This window comes from Candidatus Uabimicrobium amorphum (assembly GCF_009002475.1).
GTDB lineage: Bacteria > Planctomycetota > Uabimicrobiia > Uabimicrobiales > Uabimicrobiaceae > Uabimicrobium > Uabimicrobium amorphum.
The window spans coordinates 7,518,967-7,537,004 of record NZ_AP019860.1 but is presented as its reverse complement, the minus strand read 5'-3'; the positions used below and the strand labels follow the sequence as shown (position 1 = coordinate 7,537,004).

Genomic DNA, 18,038 nt, shown 5'->3' with positions numbered 1-18,038 from the left:
TTTCCTACAATTTTGGTTACATGTATGTTCATAGCAATCTATTACAACCAGCTTTCACCGTAGTTTGGGAGTTCCCGATGGCGAATGATGATCACATTCAACAAATGATGAATGTTCTTAAGAACAACCCTCGCGACATAGAAGCTTTTAAAAAGCTAGAGGAAAACTATTTGTTGTCACACAATTGGAAACAGTTGAGTGAACTTTATCAGTTGCGTGCAGACACTATAAGAAATGAAAATCCTTCTGAGGCTGCAAAACTTTACTGGAAATGCGGAGAGATATGTGAGCAACAGCTCAATGGGCGAGATGATGCCTTAGCTCCGTATAAAAGCGCTTTTGATTTGCAACCCAATTCTCAGTATGCAAGTAAGATAGTAAATATCTATTTTTTACAACAGAATTGGCACAAAGCTCTTGAAATTCTAAGACGGCAAAACGATTTATGTCAAGAAAAAAATGAGAAAGTCAATATTCTATTACAAATAGCATCAACGTATATAGAAAAACTCAAAGATCGCGACCAAGCAAAAAAATACTATGCCGATATTCTAAAAATGGCTCCTGAACACGGTGCCGCGTTCCACGCTTTAACGCGTTTATTTTCGGAAGATCAACAGTGGCGCGCTCTTTTAGACCTCTACAAACAGAAGCTATCGGTTACGGAAGATCGTCAAACACTTAGCGAACTTCTTACCCAGGCGGCGAGTATTGCTGACAATAAACTGAAAGATTGGCAATCGGCTTTGCAACTTTACGAAAAAATCATCGCCATATCTCCTAACGACTTCAATACGCTAAAAATTCTCGAAGGTCTCTACATAAAACAAAACAACTGGCAAGGTGTTATTGATATTATGGAGAAGCAGGTAAATGCCTGTGCGGAAAATGAAGAAAAAGGCGCAGCACTGTTGCGCATCGCCGTCATTTATCGCGACAAACTAGAACAGCGCGATGCGGCGATTCGTTGTTGCGAGCGAGCAATTGCCGTAGATGAGTCAGAAGCGGTGCTTTCGATGCTAGAAGAGATGTATCTGCAAAAAGAAGCGTGGAAAGATCTTGCGGAAATCTACAAACGGCAATCCGCACGGATAAAAGACCCGCAAAAGCGTTTGCAGATATATTGCAAAATAGGGGAGATTGCCAATGAAAAACTCAACAATCCTTCGATTGCAGTACAATGGTATCAGGTAGCCCTCAAGGAAGACCCCAAAAATATAACCATACTCAAGAAGTCGCAAGGCTTACTTGAACAGCTCAATCAGACGGATACTTTGATAAAAAGTTATCGCCATGAGCTAGGTTTGGTTTCTGATCGCGAGCAGAAATTGGCCATTTATGAAAAAATTGCAGATGTGTACAAGAAAAAAGGGGACTTGACGACCGCTGTTGCCGTTTATGAAGAAATGTATCCGGTATTCCCCAAATATTTGCCTGTTCTTGAAAATCTTAAGACGCTGTACACGCAATTGCAAAATCACGAAGGAATGGTAAATACCTTAAAAAGGCAAGCATCGTTAGCACCAAAAGCGAAGGAAACAGTAGCACTATATTTACAAATCGCCAAAATCCACAAAGAACAGCTAAAAGACTCCGACAAGGCCGTCAAATACTATCACCGCGCCTTGGAAATTGATGATACACAAATCAAATTGTATCACACCCTTAAAGATCACTATGCTGGCAAAGGGGATTACCCAAATTTAATTGAGATCATAAAGAACATCATTCGTTTGGAAAAAGACAAAGTGATTGCTGGTTACATGGAGATCGCTGAAATTTACCGCGATCGCTTGAGTGACATCAATGAGGCCATCACTACTTACGAAAAAGTACTGTCCATCGATAGCAAAAATGTACAGTGTTTAAAACAAATCGCCTTCCTGTATCGCCAACAAAAAAACTGGCCCAAATACGAAGAAATACAAAAGAGACGTATTAATGTTAGCTCTAGCACCAAAGAAATTATCGAATTTCGCTTTTCGCTATGCGAACTGTATCGCGCGAAACAAGATGCTGCGAATTTGGAAAAAGAACTACGTGAAGTTTTAAAAATAGACATCAATAACAAAATCGCCATTCAACAACTCGAAAAGTTATATCATGGTCAGGGAGATTTTAAGAGTTATATTGAAATTCGCAATTTGCAAACCGAAGCAATGGAATGGTCGACTTCGGTATTGTTCCAACGTTACTACGAAGTCGCGAGTTTGTATTTATCTAAATTGAAAGATGTTGAAAAAGCGATTTTTTATTTTGAAAAAGCACGGCATTTAGAGCCAAACAATTGGGATGTATTGTGCCACTTAGAGAAGTTGTATACCGAAACAAAACAATATCGCGAGTTAATTGGCATATTGGAAAACAAAGCTCCTCTCTGCGAAGAGGAAAGCGAGTGCGTTGCACATTGTTTTCGCATTGCTGTTACGTGGCAACGACAACTAAACAATATTGAAGAAGCGATTAGTGCCTTTCAAAAAGTGGTCACCCTTGACATTTTTAACCTGCAAGCACTCAATAGTTTAGAAAAACTATATGAAGAACGCGAAGAATATGCTGAACTTGCTGATATATATAACCGCAAAGCAAAAATAGCCGACGACGAAAATACGATTGATTTGTATGTGAAGGCCGGAAAATTATGGGAAACTAAACTCAATGATTCGGCAAAAGCGCGGTTTTTTTATGAAAAAGTGATCACCCTTGTTCCCGATCACAAAGCCACCATTGGTAGTTTGCTACGCATATATCGCAAAGATGAACGTTGGGACGACTTAGCGGCGACATATCGCAAAAAAATATCGATTACTCCTGGGCAGGAAGAAAAAATCATCCAATTGTTTGAACTGGCGTCGCTGTATCGCGAACAATTGCAGAGCCCTGAAAAAGCGATAGAGATTTACAATGAAATACTACAGATAGACCCCAAGCGCTTAGAAGCCATTTATCCATTAAAAGAATTACATTCGAAATTGAAGCGTCTCGTTTCATTATTCAATACCATTAAAATGGAATGTGGGCTTGTCACTGAAACAGAGAAACAAAAAAGTTTGCTATACCAGATGGCGGAAATTGCTGAGGACAACTTGTCAAACTTTCCGACCGCAATTGAGTGTTTTCACCAAATAGCTAAAATAGAACCAACACGTGAGGTTTATATTTCTTTACGTCGTTTATACTACAAGATCCAAAATTTGGAACAAGTGGTATGGAGTATTGACGAAGAAGTCAAGCTACTTGATGCAAAGGAAAGCAAAGTCAAAGTACTTTTTGAAAAAGCAAGTTTATGCCAAGGCTACCTCAAAAAATTAGAGGATGCGATTGCCACTTACGAAAATATAATTGCAATGATGCCAAATAGTATCAAGGCATACGAATCCATTACTAAAATTTATCGCCAAACACAAGACTTTGCAAATATTGTTCAAGTTCGCAGTCGGCAAATTCAGGTGGTTTCTGTTCCTGAAAAGAAAATAAGTTTGTTACTAGAATGTGCAAACTTGTGGGAGCACAAATTACAAAACGACGAAGAAGCCAAAAAGTGTTTGTTGGAAGTATTGAAGCTAAACCCCTCACTATTCTCTGCACGGCGTGATTTAGAGAACTTATATCGCAAAGAAGGTGCATGGGAAATTTTGATCCAATTCTTAGGGGAAGAAATTGGTTTAGTGAAAAACAATGTACGCATGGTAGAGCTACACAACACTATCGGAAAAGTGTATGAGAAAGAACTCAAAGATTTAGCGCAGGCGTTGAACTCTTACCAAGAGGCCATTAATATCAACAATCACGATTTACACGCCATCCAAAGTCGACAACGCATTTTTCAAGAGCAAAATAATTTTTCAGAGTTACGCAATGCGTATCGCATGGAGTTGGATATTCCCGATATCGAAAAACAACGTCGTATTTATCTACATTTGACCTGTGCAGAACTAGAGCGCTACAAACTCAGCGACATTGAAGCTGCGGCAGAACATTACAGATCAACATTGAATTTCGAATTAGACCCAAATAATCTTGTTGCGGTACGTGGTCTCGAAGAAATTTACGAAGAACAACAGAAATATCCGCAATTACAAAACATGTTGTTTAAGGAACTCGAATTACAAAAAAATCCACACCGTTTGATAGAAGTTCACTTACAACTCGCATATTTGATGGAAGATAAGCTAAACAACATTGATGTTGCCGCGGAGCACTTTGCTGAAGCGCATCTTTCGCGACCTAAGAACTTAGTGATTTTGCGCCGTCTGAAAAACTTACTACATACACAACAGCAATGGAAAAAATATGCCGAAATTGTGGAAAAGGAAGTGAACCTGTGCTCACATAGCAGTGAACTCATTCCACTCCATGAAGACTTACTCAACATATACCAGCAAAAACTTACCAATTTCGAAGCGGCGATCCAGCACGGTGAAGCTATTTTCGAGCTGGACGACAGTTATTTACCTAATATACAAAGTTTGCAAACTTTGTATAAAGAAATACGAAATATGCAGCGCTTGTCGGATATGTATTTACGCGAAGCGGCAATTATTCCTGAAACGAGTGAAAAAGAGCGTTTGACGTTTTTGTTCATGGAAACAGGAAAACTTTTTCAGCATGAATTGGGTAATTTAGAACAAGGTGTCAGGTGTTATCACAAGACTTTGTCACTGGTTCCGGCACATAAAGAGGCTTTGTCTACTCTAGTAAAAATATTTATCCAACACAAAAAGTGGGAAGATTTGCTTAGCTTGTATCAAAGAACCGTCAAAATTACCAAAAACAAGGGCGAGGTAGAAATTTTGCATCTCAAGATCGCCGAGTTGTTTGAAAAACAATTTCAACAACCAGAGCAAGCGCTCTTGCATTACCAAATTGTGCATAGCATGAACAAAGAAAACGTTCCTGCGATTGTGGGAATGAGACGTCTATTTGAACTGCAAGAACGCTGGGCATCGGCAATCGAATTCTTAAGCCTTGAAGTTGAGGTTACCGAGGAGAAGAAACAACCCTCTTTGCACTTGAAAATGGGAGAGTACTGGGAAGAGAAACTCGGTATGCCACATCAAGCGCTTACTTGCTACCAACAAGTGATGGCGCGTGGTTTCCACCGTCCAACCGCGGAAAGAATTATGTCGATCCAAGAGCAGGTGGGTGATTACCAAGGACTTCTTGAGATTATCGAAAAAGATTTGCGCGTCACGGAAAACCCTGAGCAGTTAGTGGACAAGCTGTTGCACCAAGGAAAAATTTTGTGGAAGAACCTTAACAATCTCGATGAAGCAATTGTTGCATATAGTAAGGTTCTAAAATTACAACCCACACAAATGGAAGCTATTGACGCTCTTGTCGAGCTATTCGAGAATAAAAATAAGTGGAAAGAACTCATTATTATTCTCAATCGCAAAAGAGAAAATACCAATGAACCTGGTACATTATGCAAAGTGTATTGTAAAATAGCCGATATATACAACCACCATATGCATGCCGGTAATATGGCCATCAAGAACTACGAGCATGCTTTAGAAATTACGCCTAAAAATATCAAAATCATTCATACTCTACAAAAACTTTATGATGAGTGGGGATATTCGAAAAAGCTCATTTCTTTGTATCAGCGTGAAACACAGCTGACGGAAAATGAAGAGCGCATCATCATTCTCTACCATAACATTGCTAAAACTTGGGAAAAGCGCCTTTTTGACGATACAGAGGCCATTAAGTCGTATGAACACTTGATGACACTCTCTCCTGAACATTTGGACGCCACAAGAGCACTTGCGCGGTTGTATAAGCGCTATCGTTTATGGGATAAACTCATTCCGATATATAAAATGTTGATTGCGCATGCCAAAGAAACACAAAATGTCAAAGAGGAAATTACGATCCTATTTTCACTTGGGGAAGTATATCGCGATGAGGTGAAAGATCTTGAGGCCGCTATCCAGATATTTTCCAATATTCTCGAACTGGAAGTAGCAAATATCAGTGCACTGCAAGCTTTGGAACAAATGTACAAAAGTCTTGGACGCTCACGCGATATGGCTATTCTCATTTCGAAGAAAATATCACTGTGCACCACAGATCAAGAGCGCATAGAGTTATATATTCATCTAGGTTCACTATACGAAAAAGAGCTGGGAGATCCAGATCATGCCATTCAGTCTTATGAATATGCACGTAGTATACAAGGTGACCGACTTGATATTTTAAACGCTCTCGATTGGCTCTATTATCGCAAGCAAAATTGGCAAAAATTTGCTGAAATTTGTCAACAAGAAATTCAACTGACGAAAAATGTTTACGACAAAGCCGATTTGTACTATCGCTTAGGTAAAACGATGCGTGATCATTTTGCGAATCTCGATCAGGCGAAAAACAGTTTCCTCAAAGCCATAGAATGTAAACCCGATTTTCGCGAGGCGTTGAAGTCTCTGCGCGGTTTAGCTCTACGCGAAGAAGACTGGACACAAGCCGTAAAATATATTGCGATGGAAATCAATTACATCCAAGATCCCGACGAAAAAATAGCAGCACTAACAGACCTTGGCTCTTTATATCAAAATAAATTGAAATTGATACAAAAAGCCAAAGAAGCATATCAGTCGGCCTTAGACATTGATCCTAAGTCGGCATTTGCGGTGCAGGCGATGGCGGACATTCACTACACCCAAAGCGAATGGCAAAATGCTGATGCACTGTTCGGACGTCTTATTCTACTTGTACATAAAGAAGAGAAGAGAAAGCTATCGAGCATTTATTACAAGTGGGGCTATATTTCGGAAAAACTCAACAAGAATGACGAAGCAATTATCCGTTATAACAACGCGTTAAAAGAATATGAAGAGAATCTCGAAGCGTTGCAAGCAGTGGGTAAACTATATTTTGAACGTGCACAGTGGGGATTTGATAAGAGTCAATGGCAAGAAGCCTTAGACATTTATTCGAAAGTTCTTGAGCATTCCGAGTTGGAAGATAAAATTACGGTCATTCGTCAACTTGCTATTATTCAAAAAAATCTTGGTCAAGTAGACGAAGCGATCGAAAAGTACCAAAAAGTCTTGGGAGCCTCTCCTGAGGATATGGAGGCGGTTAGTTCTCTTGCCAAACTTTATATTGAAATAAAAAATTATGAACAAGCTCTTCACTATCTTGACATGGTGGTAAAAAGCAACGCATCCTTTGTGGAAAGACGTGAAGCACTTCTTATCCAAGCAGATACTTTTGATCTCCTTCAGGACTATCACAAAGCAATTGATGCCAATCTCAAAGCTTTTTCTATGGGACTTGAAGACCACGAAATTCTCAAGAAACTTGGCGAACTTTACATTAAAGTGAAAGATTGGGAAAATGCACAAGAGTGGTTGGATAAACACTATCAATGTCTTGAAGAAGAAGAAGAAAAGGCAGAAAACCGCTGTTTAGTCGCACGTATCTATGAAGACGGCCTTAAAAAGGAAGATTTAGCGATCTCTGCTTACAAAGAAGCCCTACAGCACGATTCAACATGCGTACCTGCGATTCAAGGAATGGCAACTATTTATAAGAAAAAGCAAGATTGGGAAACTCTAGCAACAAGTTACGAAGAGTTCCTCAATAATTTACCACATGACAAAAAATTTATGGGGCTCCCCATTCATCTTGCTTTAGGTATGACATACGCCGATCATCTCAACAATTCTAAAGCGGCAATAAGTGAGCTTTCTAAAGTAATTGCCATTGACCCACATCACCTTGCGGCACGAGCTGCTCTTGCCAATATTAAGTCACAAGATCCCGTTCTGCATTCTGAGGCAATTTCAGAGCATATGTTGTTGTTGAGCAAAGATCCAACACGTGTATCTTCTTACCGGGCGCTTTTTAATATATTCGAAACACGTGAGCAAAGAGATCATGCCTTACGTGCTTGCCGTGCCCTAAATTTCCTTGGCGAAGTTCAAGAACAAGAACAAAATTATCTAACGTCTTCACAAGTAAAAAAAGCGGGACGTTTGTCCTATAACCACGTATTGCAGTACTTAGTGCCCAAAGAGGTGGGAATTCTACATGAGGTGATGGCACAAACCAACGATTACATGGCTAAGGCCTACCCCACAGATTTAGAAAAAGATTATGGTTTAAAGAAAAAAGATCGTTTAGGCCCCGAAAATTCACAATTACCAATATGTTACTACGGGGACAAAATGAAGCGTTGTTTTGATATCGAATTTGAAACCTATATCACACCGAAAAAAGGATATAAAATTTATATCGAGAACACGCAGCCAGCAAGCCTCATCATTACACAGCAATTTTTGGAAGCACTTTCTGATTTAGAATTAAAATTTGTGTTAGCCAAATACCTATTCTACATTGCGCAGAAACAGAGTCTTGCTGTGAAGCTACCTAAAAAGCAATTGAATAAACACTTTGATGATCTACACAAAGCATTCACGAACCAAGCGGCGATTTCTTCTTTCTCTTCTTTGACATCGCTATCAGAAGCGGATACGGCTTTAAAGAGAATCCGTGGTGGAATTCCACGTAAGATACGAAAAACCCTGGAAGATCGCGTAGATTTGTGGCGAAACTTGCCGAAGGCGAATTTCAATGCTTACCACACATCACTTGAGTTTGCCTCGAATCGTTGTGCAATGGTCCTTACCGACTCATTGGAATTAACCATTAACATGGTGTATAAGTTGGAGTTATTGAAAAATAGCGGAACTTGGGACAAAAACGCGGCCATTGCCAAGAATAACATACTACAAAGCAATGCGATTATAGATGTGCTTCTCTATAACATATCGAATAAATATGGTGAGTTGCGTAAGCTTTCAGGCATGGCATAATTAAGTACAGAAGTATGCTAGTATTTGGTGCCCCCACAATCGGCGATTAGCCGGCGGGAGGGCATCGCATACTAGTAAAACCCAATACTTAAAAAAAAGAGAGTCAAACATATCAATGAATGTTTGACTCTCTTTTTTTTTGGTTATGACGTATTGTTACGACTTATCTTGTTCTGGATCTTTTTTGGGCACAAAGTTAGGGGTTTGAATCGTTGCACCGAAAGGATCATCTACAGGAGCGTTATTGCTTGGCGTTTTTGGTGGAGACAGTGGAGAAACAGGTGTAAAACCACTGGTGTTTGTTGTTTGAATTGTCGCTGCAAAAGGATCATCTACACCACCCGCTGCCGGTGCTGCTGGCTTCGGAGGAGACAATGGAGACGCAGGAGACAATGGAGACACAGGAGAAACCGATTTAAAACCACTTAAATCATTCGTTTGGATCGTAGCACCAAAAGGATCCTCTACATTTTGGGGTGCTGCCGGACTGGGTGTTGATGGAGCACTCAGAGGAGAGATTGGTTTAAAACCGCTCAAGTTGTTTGTTTGAATTGTAGAGCCAAACGGGTCGTCGACATTGTCTTGAAATTGAGTATTTACAATATTATTGAGTTCTTGGGTGGCTGCTTTCAAATTATCGCAAAATACTTTGTCGTCGTTAAAACCTGCATAACGAAAAATCCCTTTGAGTTCCGCTGGAACATCTAGTAGCTTCACATCTCCGCCACGGTCGCGTGCTTTAGATATATTTTCTAAAAAATTCATCAATACTGGCGCGCTGATATGTTCAACCTTTTTCATATCGCAAATGATTTTGTGTTGTTTCAAGTTGAAAATACTGCTAAACGTGTCTTGTACTAAACCAATTGTCGCTTCGCTAATTTGCCCCTCTAAAGTCATTAGCTTTACATTGTTTTTTAAATCTTTTGTATTGATTTTCATCGCAGATTAGGTAGTCACCTACCTATCTCCTTTCTCAAGAACCATATAACAATTAAGAATATTCCTTATATGATTATATATTTTTTAATAATTATGAGCAAGAGCAAATTTGGTGGATACAAGGAAAGAGTGCGCATAGAGATCAATATACTTTTTCGAGAACGATGTCAAAATAACCAACACGACAATTTTGTTGTAGACGTTCAAAATCGCGGTAGTTGTTGTTTTCTTGGGCGTTGTTAAATTCCACAACAACTTGTTGTTGCTCTTCACGAGAGAGTTTGCGTAAAATCCTATCTTTTTTGTTTAGTGGATGATGGGCAAAATACATTTGCGAAGTTAACTCGAAATATCCACGTTTTGTCACCTTAAAATGAATATGTGGTGGACGCCACCAATTTCGATTCACCGGATACGGTCCAGGAACGATGGTTTTAAAGGCGTAACGACCACTGTCATCACAAATGTATCTTCCCCAATACTGAAAATTTTCATCAAGTGGTGCGTTGTGTGTATCTTCGCTGTGTTTATAGCGCCCACTTGCGCATGCTTGCCAGATTTCGACAATGGCTTTGGGAATAGGTTGACAATTTTCGTCGCGAACACTACCAAATATATAGACGATGTTACCTGTTGCTTGTTGCGTACTACCTTTAATCCTCGTTAAATCATTATCTTTCTCTTGGGATAAATCTTGTGGATAAAAGGGGCCTTCTGTTTGCGAAACAGTGGTTTCACAATCGGCCTTTAACGTAGAGAATAAACCCGCAAAAAAGCCAATGGAAAGTCCCAAAGCCTTGCGTCGTGATATTTTTATACCCATTGTGTTCTCCTATAAATAAACATAGTCATCTATGTAATATATATGATACAATAATCGAACTATGCACAAGAAAATTTTTATTGCAAGAAATTTAAAGGAAGTTAGCAATGAGAAAGAATCAATTTTTTTCTGCAAAAAATGATCAAAAACAAGAAAAAAGTCGTGTGAATGTCATTAGCAATATTATTACCAATGCCACGGGAAAAAACACACAGCAAACCATGGGGGAAGAGATACAAAATTTACGTGTGAGAATACAAACCCTAGAAGAAGAAATGCGGGAGTTAAAATCCCTGCTACAAAAAGATGATGGCTTGTCTGAACCCTCGTTACAAAAAGAGGAACGTCTACCCAAAACAGTAAAAGGGTGGTCGATTAAAAGCACCGCGAGTGCTATCCATGCAACAAAAAAAATCAAAAACAAACATCACCGCGTATATATATGTAAAAATGCCAAACTATTTTCGAAAAAACGAGCGCAAGAGAAAATCGAAAACTACATAAAAAAGCATAAAATATCTTTGTAAGGGAAAATTTTTGCATATATATTTTTCAACAGATTTTAGTGCGCAAAATAAACGACAAAATATTGATGATATCAAAAATCAAGTCAGTATTTGCAACATGCGCAACACAATTCAAGAAATAGAAGGACCACGTCATTACTCCTTCAATCCACATCACAACCATCATGTTCGCGAGTGGATTGCTACACAATTGATTGACTATGGCTACAATGTATACGAACAAGGACAGTATAAAAATGTTGTGGCGTTACCCAGGCAGTTGGAGTCAACAGTTACTATTGTCGCGGCACATTACGATAGTGTCCCTGAGACACCGGGGGCGGACGACAATGGAAGTGCTGTGGCGGCAATGCTAGAGTGCGCTCGGATTGTTGCTTCTCAGTCACTTCCCATTTGTTTTATCGCCTTTAATTGTGAAGAAGATGGTTTTCTTGGTAGCTATGATTTTGTTGAAAATTTATATGATTTCCCTCAAAAAATCGACTGTGTCCATGTCTTGGAGATGTTGGGATACTGTAGCCACGAACCTAAGTCGCAAAAAATTCCCACAGGAATATCCGTTCGTGGTATTGATACGGGTAACTTCATCGCCATCGTCGGAGATAAACAGGCCAAAGGTCAATTACAAAAAACATTACAAAACATCGCAACATACACAAATGAGTTATTGGCCGTAGGTTTACAAGCAACAATGATATCGACAAGACTATTACACATCTTAAAACGCAGTGATCATTTTCCTTTTTGGCAAACAAAAATACCCGCGTTGATGTGGACCGATACTGCTGAGTATCGCAATCCCCACTATCATCAACCTAGTGACACGATAGAAACTCTTGATTTTGAATTTATGCGCAGTGTAACCACAGCACTTGTTGCTTGCTTGTTGGAAAGTATGGTTTAATCTTAACTATAAGACTGTTATCCTAATTGTGATCGTCACCTTGACCGTGATCGTCACCTTGACCGTCACCTTGACCGTGATCGTCACCTTGACCGTCACCTTGACCGTGATCGCCACCTTGACCGTGATCGCCACCTTGACCGTGATCGCCACCTTGACCGTGATCGTGATCGTCACCGTCAAAACCATTGACGTAAGCGTAAATATATTTTAATGATAAACTTACTTCACCGTGTCATCCCTGACTCGATCAGGGATCCACGAACAGAAGTAGACGATATTGTTGGATCCCGTATCTTTCCAAAAACCAAGGTTTTTGGGTACGGGATGACAAGTGTTGTAAACCTTTTTTGGATTTCGTACTTACCTTTTAAGTTACTTTTTTCGGTTACGATTACGGTTACGATTACGGCTACGATTACGGCTACGGTCACGGTCACGATTTTTTAGATGATCTTTTCATTGGTCATCACTAGGGGCTGACATGTAAGGAGAAAAAATGTTTCGTTGTTCAAATTGCCATGAAAATTTAGTAAAAACAAAAGGCGCAAATGGGTTATATTGGAAGTGCCCATCATGCAAAGGACGCGCTGTTAGCTTGAGCATTTTGCGCCGCGTTTTGGATAAAAAATATGTAAATCAAATGTGGCAGTCGGCTTTCAAAGCCAAAAATTTAGGGCAAGATTGTCCTATTTGTCGTAAAGCCATGTACGAAATCTACAAGCCAGATCAAGATGTTTATCTCGATATTTGTAAACGTTGCCAATTTGTATGGTTTGATCCAAATGAATATGAAGTGGCACCTAAAGTAGAAAAAGCTCCGGAGAAGAAGGATCACAAAGCTTTATCAAATGAAGCCACACAAATGCTCGCCATCGCTAAAGTTAAACTGAAACCCCATAAACCTGCGATTGTCGATGATCAATTGCCCGATGCTTGGTGGAAAGGTGTTTTGGGAATATTTGGTCTACCAGTGGAAGAAGATATGGAAAAGCCTTCGCGGCCAGCGATCACTACGTGGTTGTTATCCGCAGCTATTTTTTTAGTCAGTGTGCTTTCTTTTTCTCATCTCATGGATGTGGTGATGGCTTACGGACTTATACCAGCACAAGCAATGCGCGGCGGCGGGATTACTTTCTTGACATGTTTCTTCTTACACGGCGGAATTATTCATTTACTGGGAAACTTGTACTTTCTACTCGTCTTTGGAGATAATGTCGAAGATTATCTGGGAGCGCCTAAGTTTTTGTTGATGACTTTTGTGGCAACGTTTTTGGGATGTTTAATGCACATTGCGTTAGACCCTTCGTCTACACGGCCGTTAATCGGAGCTAGCGGTGGAATATCTGCCATCATAGTATTTTATGCCTTACAATTTCCCCATGCGCGATTGGGAGTATTTGTGTGGATTTTTACCTACATTCGTTGGCTAAACGTTTCGGTAAGATTTGCTTTAGGTGTATGGATTGTGATACAAGTCATTGGTGTTTTCGAGCAAGTTGCCGGATTTACGAATGTTTCGGCGATGGGACACTTGGGGGGAGCGATTGTCGGTTTTATATTTTGGTGGTTTTTCAAAGAAGATCGACAACAAAAGTCGCTACGAAGATTGGATGAGATACGCAGCCAACGAAACGTGTAGTGAATTAAGATAAGAGTATCGTTTTCAGATTGGTGCCCTCACGATCGCCTTGTAGATTTCAGTTACGCTGAAAGCAACAATTCTCAGGCCTCTCCCACTGGGAGAGGCGTAATACGTTTTAATTTGTGTTATTATTTTACTTTATTGCGGTCAAAGATCATTTCCGTATATTGTTAGAAAGAAGAATTTATGAAATATCTACAGCTATCTAGTGGTGAAAAAATGCCCGCTTTGGGTCTTGGAACTTGGAAGTCGGCTCCTGGTGAAGTATATGAGGCGATTCGTGAAGCCATCCGTATAGGTTATCGTCATATTGACTGCGCAGCCATTTATCAAAATGAAGCGGAAATAGGCAAAGCGTTTAGTGATGCGTTTTCTGCAGGAGACGTGAGCCGCGAAGAGTTGTGGATTACCTCAAAACTTTGGAACGACGCGCATAAAGCCGAAGATGTTTTACCCGCTTTGAAAAAAACACTGCATGACTTGCAGTTGGATTATCTCGACTTGTATCTAATTCATTGGCCAATCGCTTTTCAACCACAAACGACTTTTCCAAAAGATGCCAGCGGATTTTTGAGTTTAGAAGAAGTACCTCTGAGTGAGACATGGCAAGCAATGGAAGAATGTGCACGTCAAGGCCTGTGCAAGCACATTGGCGTTTCTAATTTTAGCATTACGAAGTTAAAGAGTTTGGTATCGTCTGCACAAATTATACCCCAAGTAAATCAAATCGAAATGCATCCACTTTTGGCGCAACCAAATATGCTAGAGTATTGCAATGAAAATAATATCGTTCTCACCGCTTACGCGCCGTTGGGATCAAAAGGTCGTGAAATCAAAGAAGAGGAACCTGATTTGTTGACAAATCCCGTTATTAGCGATATTGCCAAACAACACAATTGTACTGCTGCACAAGTTCTCATTCGCTGGGCAATTGAGCGCGGAACCTCTACGATTCCTAAATCAACCAATCGCGATAGGTTGGCTCAGAACTTTGCCTCCATCAATGTTTTTCTCTCTGCCGAGGACATGAAGGCGATCGACGCTTTAGATAAGCATCTGCGATTTTTTCATGGAAAGTTTTGGGAAATGGAAGGAGCACCATATACTGTTGCCAACCTTTGGGATGAGTAAATTCAAACCGAGTATGTACAATGCTCATGATGTGTGGAACACGTTGTAAAAAAATTTATAAAATTATTCCGACAGCCATCGCAGTTTTCCCAATATATTTACACAACTTATAAGGAGCATATGATGGAAAAACGTAAAAATATGGGGGACTTACTGGGTTTAGGCTTGTCGGATAGTTTTGAAATTTCAGACAGTAATGTGGAAGCATCGCAATTTCAACAACAATTCACTATAAAGCCCGGTCAACAAATCAAACAGTACTCAATTATTGACAAACTGGGTGAGGGTGGTATGGGAGTTGTCTACAAAGCTTTTGACAACCATTTGCAGCGCGAAGTGGCGATTAAAATTTTATGTGGTAACAAAGACTTTAACAAGTTGTTAAAAGAAGCAAAATCCATTGCACAACTCAATCATCCGAATATTGTCCAAGTATACGAGGTTTGCGATACATACCCTTATTTCTTTGCCATGGAATTTATCGATGGCGTTTCCCTGGATCAATTCATCCAACAATACGGTAAAAAATTCCAAAAACAAAATTACTATCGCGAAATCGCAAAAATATTCTCGTTGGTTGCAATCGCTCTAGGTTTTGCCCATAAACGCGGGATAATCCACCGCGATTTAAAGCCCGAAAACATTATGCTGGATAGCAACTTGCAGCCGAAAGTCATGGATTTTGGTATTGCCCAGGTGATGAATGACAAAAGAGAAACTGCAGAGGACAATTTTGCTGGCACACCAATGTACATGTCTCCACAGCAAGTCAAAGGAGTAAAGCTCGATAAAACAACCGATATTTACTCTTTAGGAGCGACTTTATATGAGGCCATCACTTCTAGAGAACCTTTTCAGGGAGACAGTGCTTTAAACATTATGTTCCAGATAGTACATAGTGATCCCCTCGTACCGCGCACAATAAATCCCGAGATCCCCATGGACTTGCAGAGCATCTGCTTGAAATGCTTGCAGAAGGCACCCCAGCGGCGTTACCATTCCATGCGATTACTTGCCAAAGATTTACAGAACTTCCTTCAGTTAAAACCTATCGCGGCAAAACCACCACGTAAAATCGAAATTGTCTACAAATGGATGTTGCGTAACAAACTCACTACGATGATTGCGTTGGGTTGCGTTTCCATTATAGTACTACTCAGCACGTACTATATTCACAATCTGAAACAGGCGCTACAAAAAATATCTACCGCTTTACACGCAAAAGAGGAAGCACAACGTGAAAGAAATTATTACTTAATCGGTCGTTATTATGAAATGGTGAATCGCAGTGTACAACAAAAAGAGTTTTCTGCTGCCCAGAGAGATTTGCTAGAATTAACAAATGCTTACTCTCAAGCCAAACTAGGAGATGCACAACAATATCTAGAGTATCGCTTTTTCAAAAATAAAGTTGCTCCATACACCGAGAAGTTAATCGCAGATTTTGGAAAAGAGACAAAGATTTACCACGTTGGTTCCACTCTTCTTACTGTAGATGGACACGGTGTAATTGCGCTACACGACAAACAACGAGGCATGTTGAAAAAAAAGAAAGAAGTTCACGATGTACAAGCCGCATATGATAGCGCTCTTAGCAAGGATAAAAAATATATTGTTCTGTTGTGTAAGAAACGTTTAACTGTCGGTTCTAACTACTGTCTATACATTTATGACACCACAACTCTAAAGAAAATTGTTTCTCAAAAACTGATAAACACCCATAAACGCGAATATAGCCTTTGTCGTTTTTACGATGAGAAATCTATCGTAGTTGCAGGTAAAACGATAGATCTTTGGCAGTGGCGCGGGAAAAATGTTTATGAAAAATATAGTCACACCTCTCTGAGTAAAGAAACAAACCACGATATGTACAACAAAGTCACTTCTTTGGACATACATCGTGTAAATAAAAAACTGATCTTTGTGTACAGCGGATTGTTGTATGAATATTCTTTTACTGATGATCGACTGAAAAAAATTCCTTGTATGCCGGATAAATACAAAGTGTTTTGTCGATATGACCAACGGCAAAATGTTTTGTTTGCTACGCATGACGGCAAGATGTATCGTTTAAATAAACGTGGGGAAATCATTGAGTTTGAAAAAAAGGATCATTTTGAAATCAACAAAATTATATGTCGCAAAGATTATATTTTTGCTTCGAGCAAGCAAGGTCTAATACATATTTGGAACTCCACGGGGAAAATATATCGAACCATTGCCACGGACGTTGAGCCATTACATGATTTTTCTGTAAATAAGTCACGGATATTTACCAACAATATGCGATTAGTTTATGTCTATGCGATGACACCACAAGAAAATCCCTTTGTCGTAGAAGAAAAGAAAAACTACAAATATGTTTCTCTTGCCAAAGATCATTTTGTTTATGGCGATGGCTTTCTAAAAATAGTAACGCGTGATTTGCGAACATCGACAATGCAAACCACCGCATACCAATCGTCTTATGCCACCTATGTACCAGAGAGTGGTGAGTTATGCATACTTGCCGGTGCGCTGGATACTTACCAACCCGTTCGTTACCAAAAAATTGATTTTCGTGAAACATACCGCCAAAAAAGTTCTCAACAGTTTTTTCGTAGGTTTATAAACGGTTTTATTTATCGTTCATCGCAAAAATTATATGTGTACAACAAGGCCGCCGCAACGACTGTATGGAATTTACGAACGCGTGATTTACTTAATGAAACTTCTGCGATTGAGAGAAAATCATCTGTGGTTTCTGCTGCCTTAAGTCCTGATGAACGTTATATGGCCTTTACCTTTCAACGTGGTAGTTCTATTGTCGTTTCCGATTTACAAACGAAAAAAAAATACAGTGCGACAATAGGCTTTGATGTTCATAGAGAATCAAAAATTACATTTGCTGTTTTACAACAAAAAACGTATCTTATTCTGGCAATAGGTAGTAAAATTTTTGTGTACGATTTTGATAAGTTACTACAAAAACAAACGCAAAACGTTTGTATGCAAAAATACAAAGACTCTATTACATCTTTCACCGTTGTGTCTGGAGAGCGTTTAATTTCCATGGACAGCAGAGGACGCGTTATCGTGTGGAACTTAGCAAACATCGAACAATCAAACCTTGATCGTTTTCTTTGTGAACTTCGCGGAGAATCTGCGCAAATCATAAACGACTGCGTCTACAGCAAAAAATACAATAAGCTGATTACTGTGGGATCGCAGGTTTTAATTTGGGATTTTAATTAGTTGGGTTACT

General features: G+C 39.6%; 9 protein-coding genes. 6 read left to right on the top strand and 3 right to left on the bottom strand.

Annotation, left to right across the window (positions count from 1 at the left end; all coding sequences use genetic code 11):
- The first annotated feature begins 77 nt into the window (after positions 1 to 77).
- On the top strand, positions 78 to 8,822 hold the full coding sequence (locus tag UABAM_RS26340; RefSeq protein WP_173013587.1) for a tetratricopeptide repeat protein: 8,745 nt from the start codon (positions 78 to 80) through the stop codon (positions 8,820 to 8,822).
- A gap of 156 nt (positions 8,823 to 8,978) precedes the next feature.
- On the opposite strand, the gene UABAM_RS26335 is transcribed toward UABAM_RS26340, so the two are convergent.
- Positions 8,979 to 9,764 carry an STAS domain-containing protein gene (locus UABAM_RS26335; protein WP_151970973.1) on the bottom strand — a complete coding sequence of 262 codons (786 nt, stop codon included), beginning with the start codon at positions 9,762 to 9,764 and terminating at the stop codon, positions 8,979 to 8,981.
- 142 nt (positions 9,765 to 9,906) lie between these two features.
- Positions 9,907 to 10,587, bottom strand: a complete 681-nt coding sequence (locus UABAM_RS26330) for a dioxygenase family protein (protein WP_151970972.1) — start codon at positions 10,585 to 10,587, stop codon at positions 9,907 to 9,909.
- A gap of 107 nt (positions 10,588 to 10,694) precedes the next feature.
- Between UABAM_RS26330 and UABAM_RS26325 the strand changes: the two genes are divergently transcribed.
- Both UABAM_RS26325 and UABAM_RS26320 read left to right on the top strand, forming a co-directional pair.
- The gene (locus UABAM_RS26325; protein WP_151970971.1) at positions 10,695 to 11,114 is read left to right on the top strand and encodes a hypothetical protein; all 420 of its coding nucleotides are present in this window, start codon (positions 10,695 to 10,697) and stop codon (positions 11,112 to 11,114) included.
- 10 nt (positions 11,115 to 11,124) lie between these two features.
- Positions 11,125 to 12,018: a M20/M25/M40 family metallo-hydrolase gene (locus tag UABAM_RS26320; RefSeq protein WP_151970970.1), complete on the top strand. Its 894-nt coding sequence runs from the start codon at positions 11,125 to 11,127 to the stop codon at positions 12,016 to 12,018.
- A 6-nt stretch (positions 12,019 to 12,024) separates the two neighbouring features.
- On the opposite strand, the gene UABAM_RS26315 is transcribed toward UABAM_RS26320, so the two are convergent.
- Complete coding sequence (locus tag UABAM_RS26315; RefSeq protein ID WP_173013586.1) at positions 12,025 to 12,195, bottom strand: hypothetical protein; 171 nt, start codon at positions 12,193 to 12,195, stop codon at positions 12,025 to 12,027.
- Between the two features lie 322 nt (positions 12,196 to 12,517).
- Between UABAM_RS26315 and UABAM_RS26310 the strand changes: the two genes are divergently transcribed.
- From UABAM_RS26310 to UABAM_RS26300, 3 genes are all read left to right on the top strand, one after another.
- Positions 12,518 to 13,660 carry a rhomboid family intramembrane serine protease gene (locus tag UABAM_RS26310; RefSeq protein ID WP_151970969.1) on the top strand — a complete coding sequence of 381 codons (1,143 nt, stop codon included), beginning with the start codon at positions 12,518 to 12,520 and terminating at the stop codon, positions 13,658 to 13,660.
- A 189-nt stretch (positions 13,661 to 13,849) separates the two neighbouring features.
- Positions 13,850 to 14,794 (top strand): aldo/keto reductase, encoded by a 945-nt coding sequence (locus UABAM_RS26305; protein WP_151970968.1) that lies wholly within the window; start codon positions 13,850 to 13,852, stop codon positions 14,792 to 14,794.
- A 120-nt stretch (positions 14,795 to 14,914) separates the two neighbouring features.
- Positions 14,915 to 18,028 carry a serine/threonine-protein kinase gene (locus tag UABAM_RS26300; RefSeq protein WP_151970967.1) on the top strand — a complete coding sequence of 1,038 codons (3,114 nt, stop codon included), beginning with the start codon at positions 14,915 to 14,917 and terminating at the stop codon, positions 18,026 to 18,028.
- Positions 18,029 to 18,038 lie beyond the last annotated feature (10 nt).

What these genes read in the sequence shown, in the direction of transcription:
- UABAM_RS26300 (WP_151970967.1), top strand. Translation starts at nt 14,915, where the DNA reads ATGATGGAAAAACGTAAAAATATGGGGGACTTACTGGGTTTAGGCTTG.
- UABAM_RS26305 (WP_151970968.1), top strand. Translation starts at nt 13,850, where the DNA reads ATGAAATATCTACAGCTATCTAGTGGTGAAAAAATGCCCGCTTTGGGT.
- UABAM_RS26325 (WP_151970971.1), top strand. Translation starts at nt 10,695, where the DNA reads ATGAGAAAGAATCAATTTTTTTCTGCAAAAAATGATCAAAAACAAGAA.
- UABAM_RS26310 (WP_151970969.1), top strand. Translation starts at nt 12,518, where the DNA reads ATGTTTCGTTGTTCAAATTGCCATGAAAATTTAGTAAAAACAAAAGGC.
- UABAM_RS26340 (WP_173013587.1), top strand. Translation starts at nt 78, where the DNA reads ATGGCGAATGATGATCACATTCAACAAATGATGAATGTTCTTAAGAAC.
- UABAM_RS26335 (WP_151970973.1), bottom strand. Translation starts at nt 9,764, where the DNA reads ATGAAAATCAATACAAAAGATTTAAAAAACAATGTAAAGCTAATGACT.
- UABAM_RS26330 (WP_151970972.1), bottom strand. Translation starts at nt 10,587, where the DNA reads ATGGGTATAAAAATATCACGACGCAAGGCTTTGGGACTTTCCATTGGC.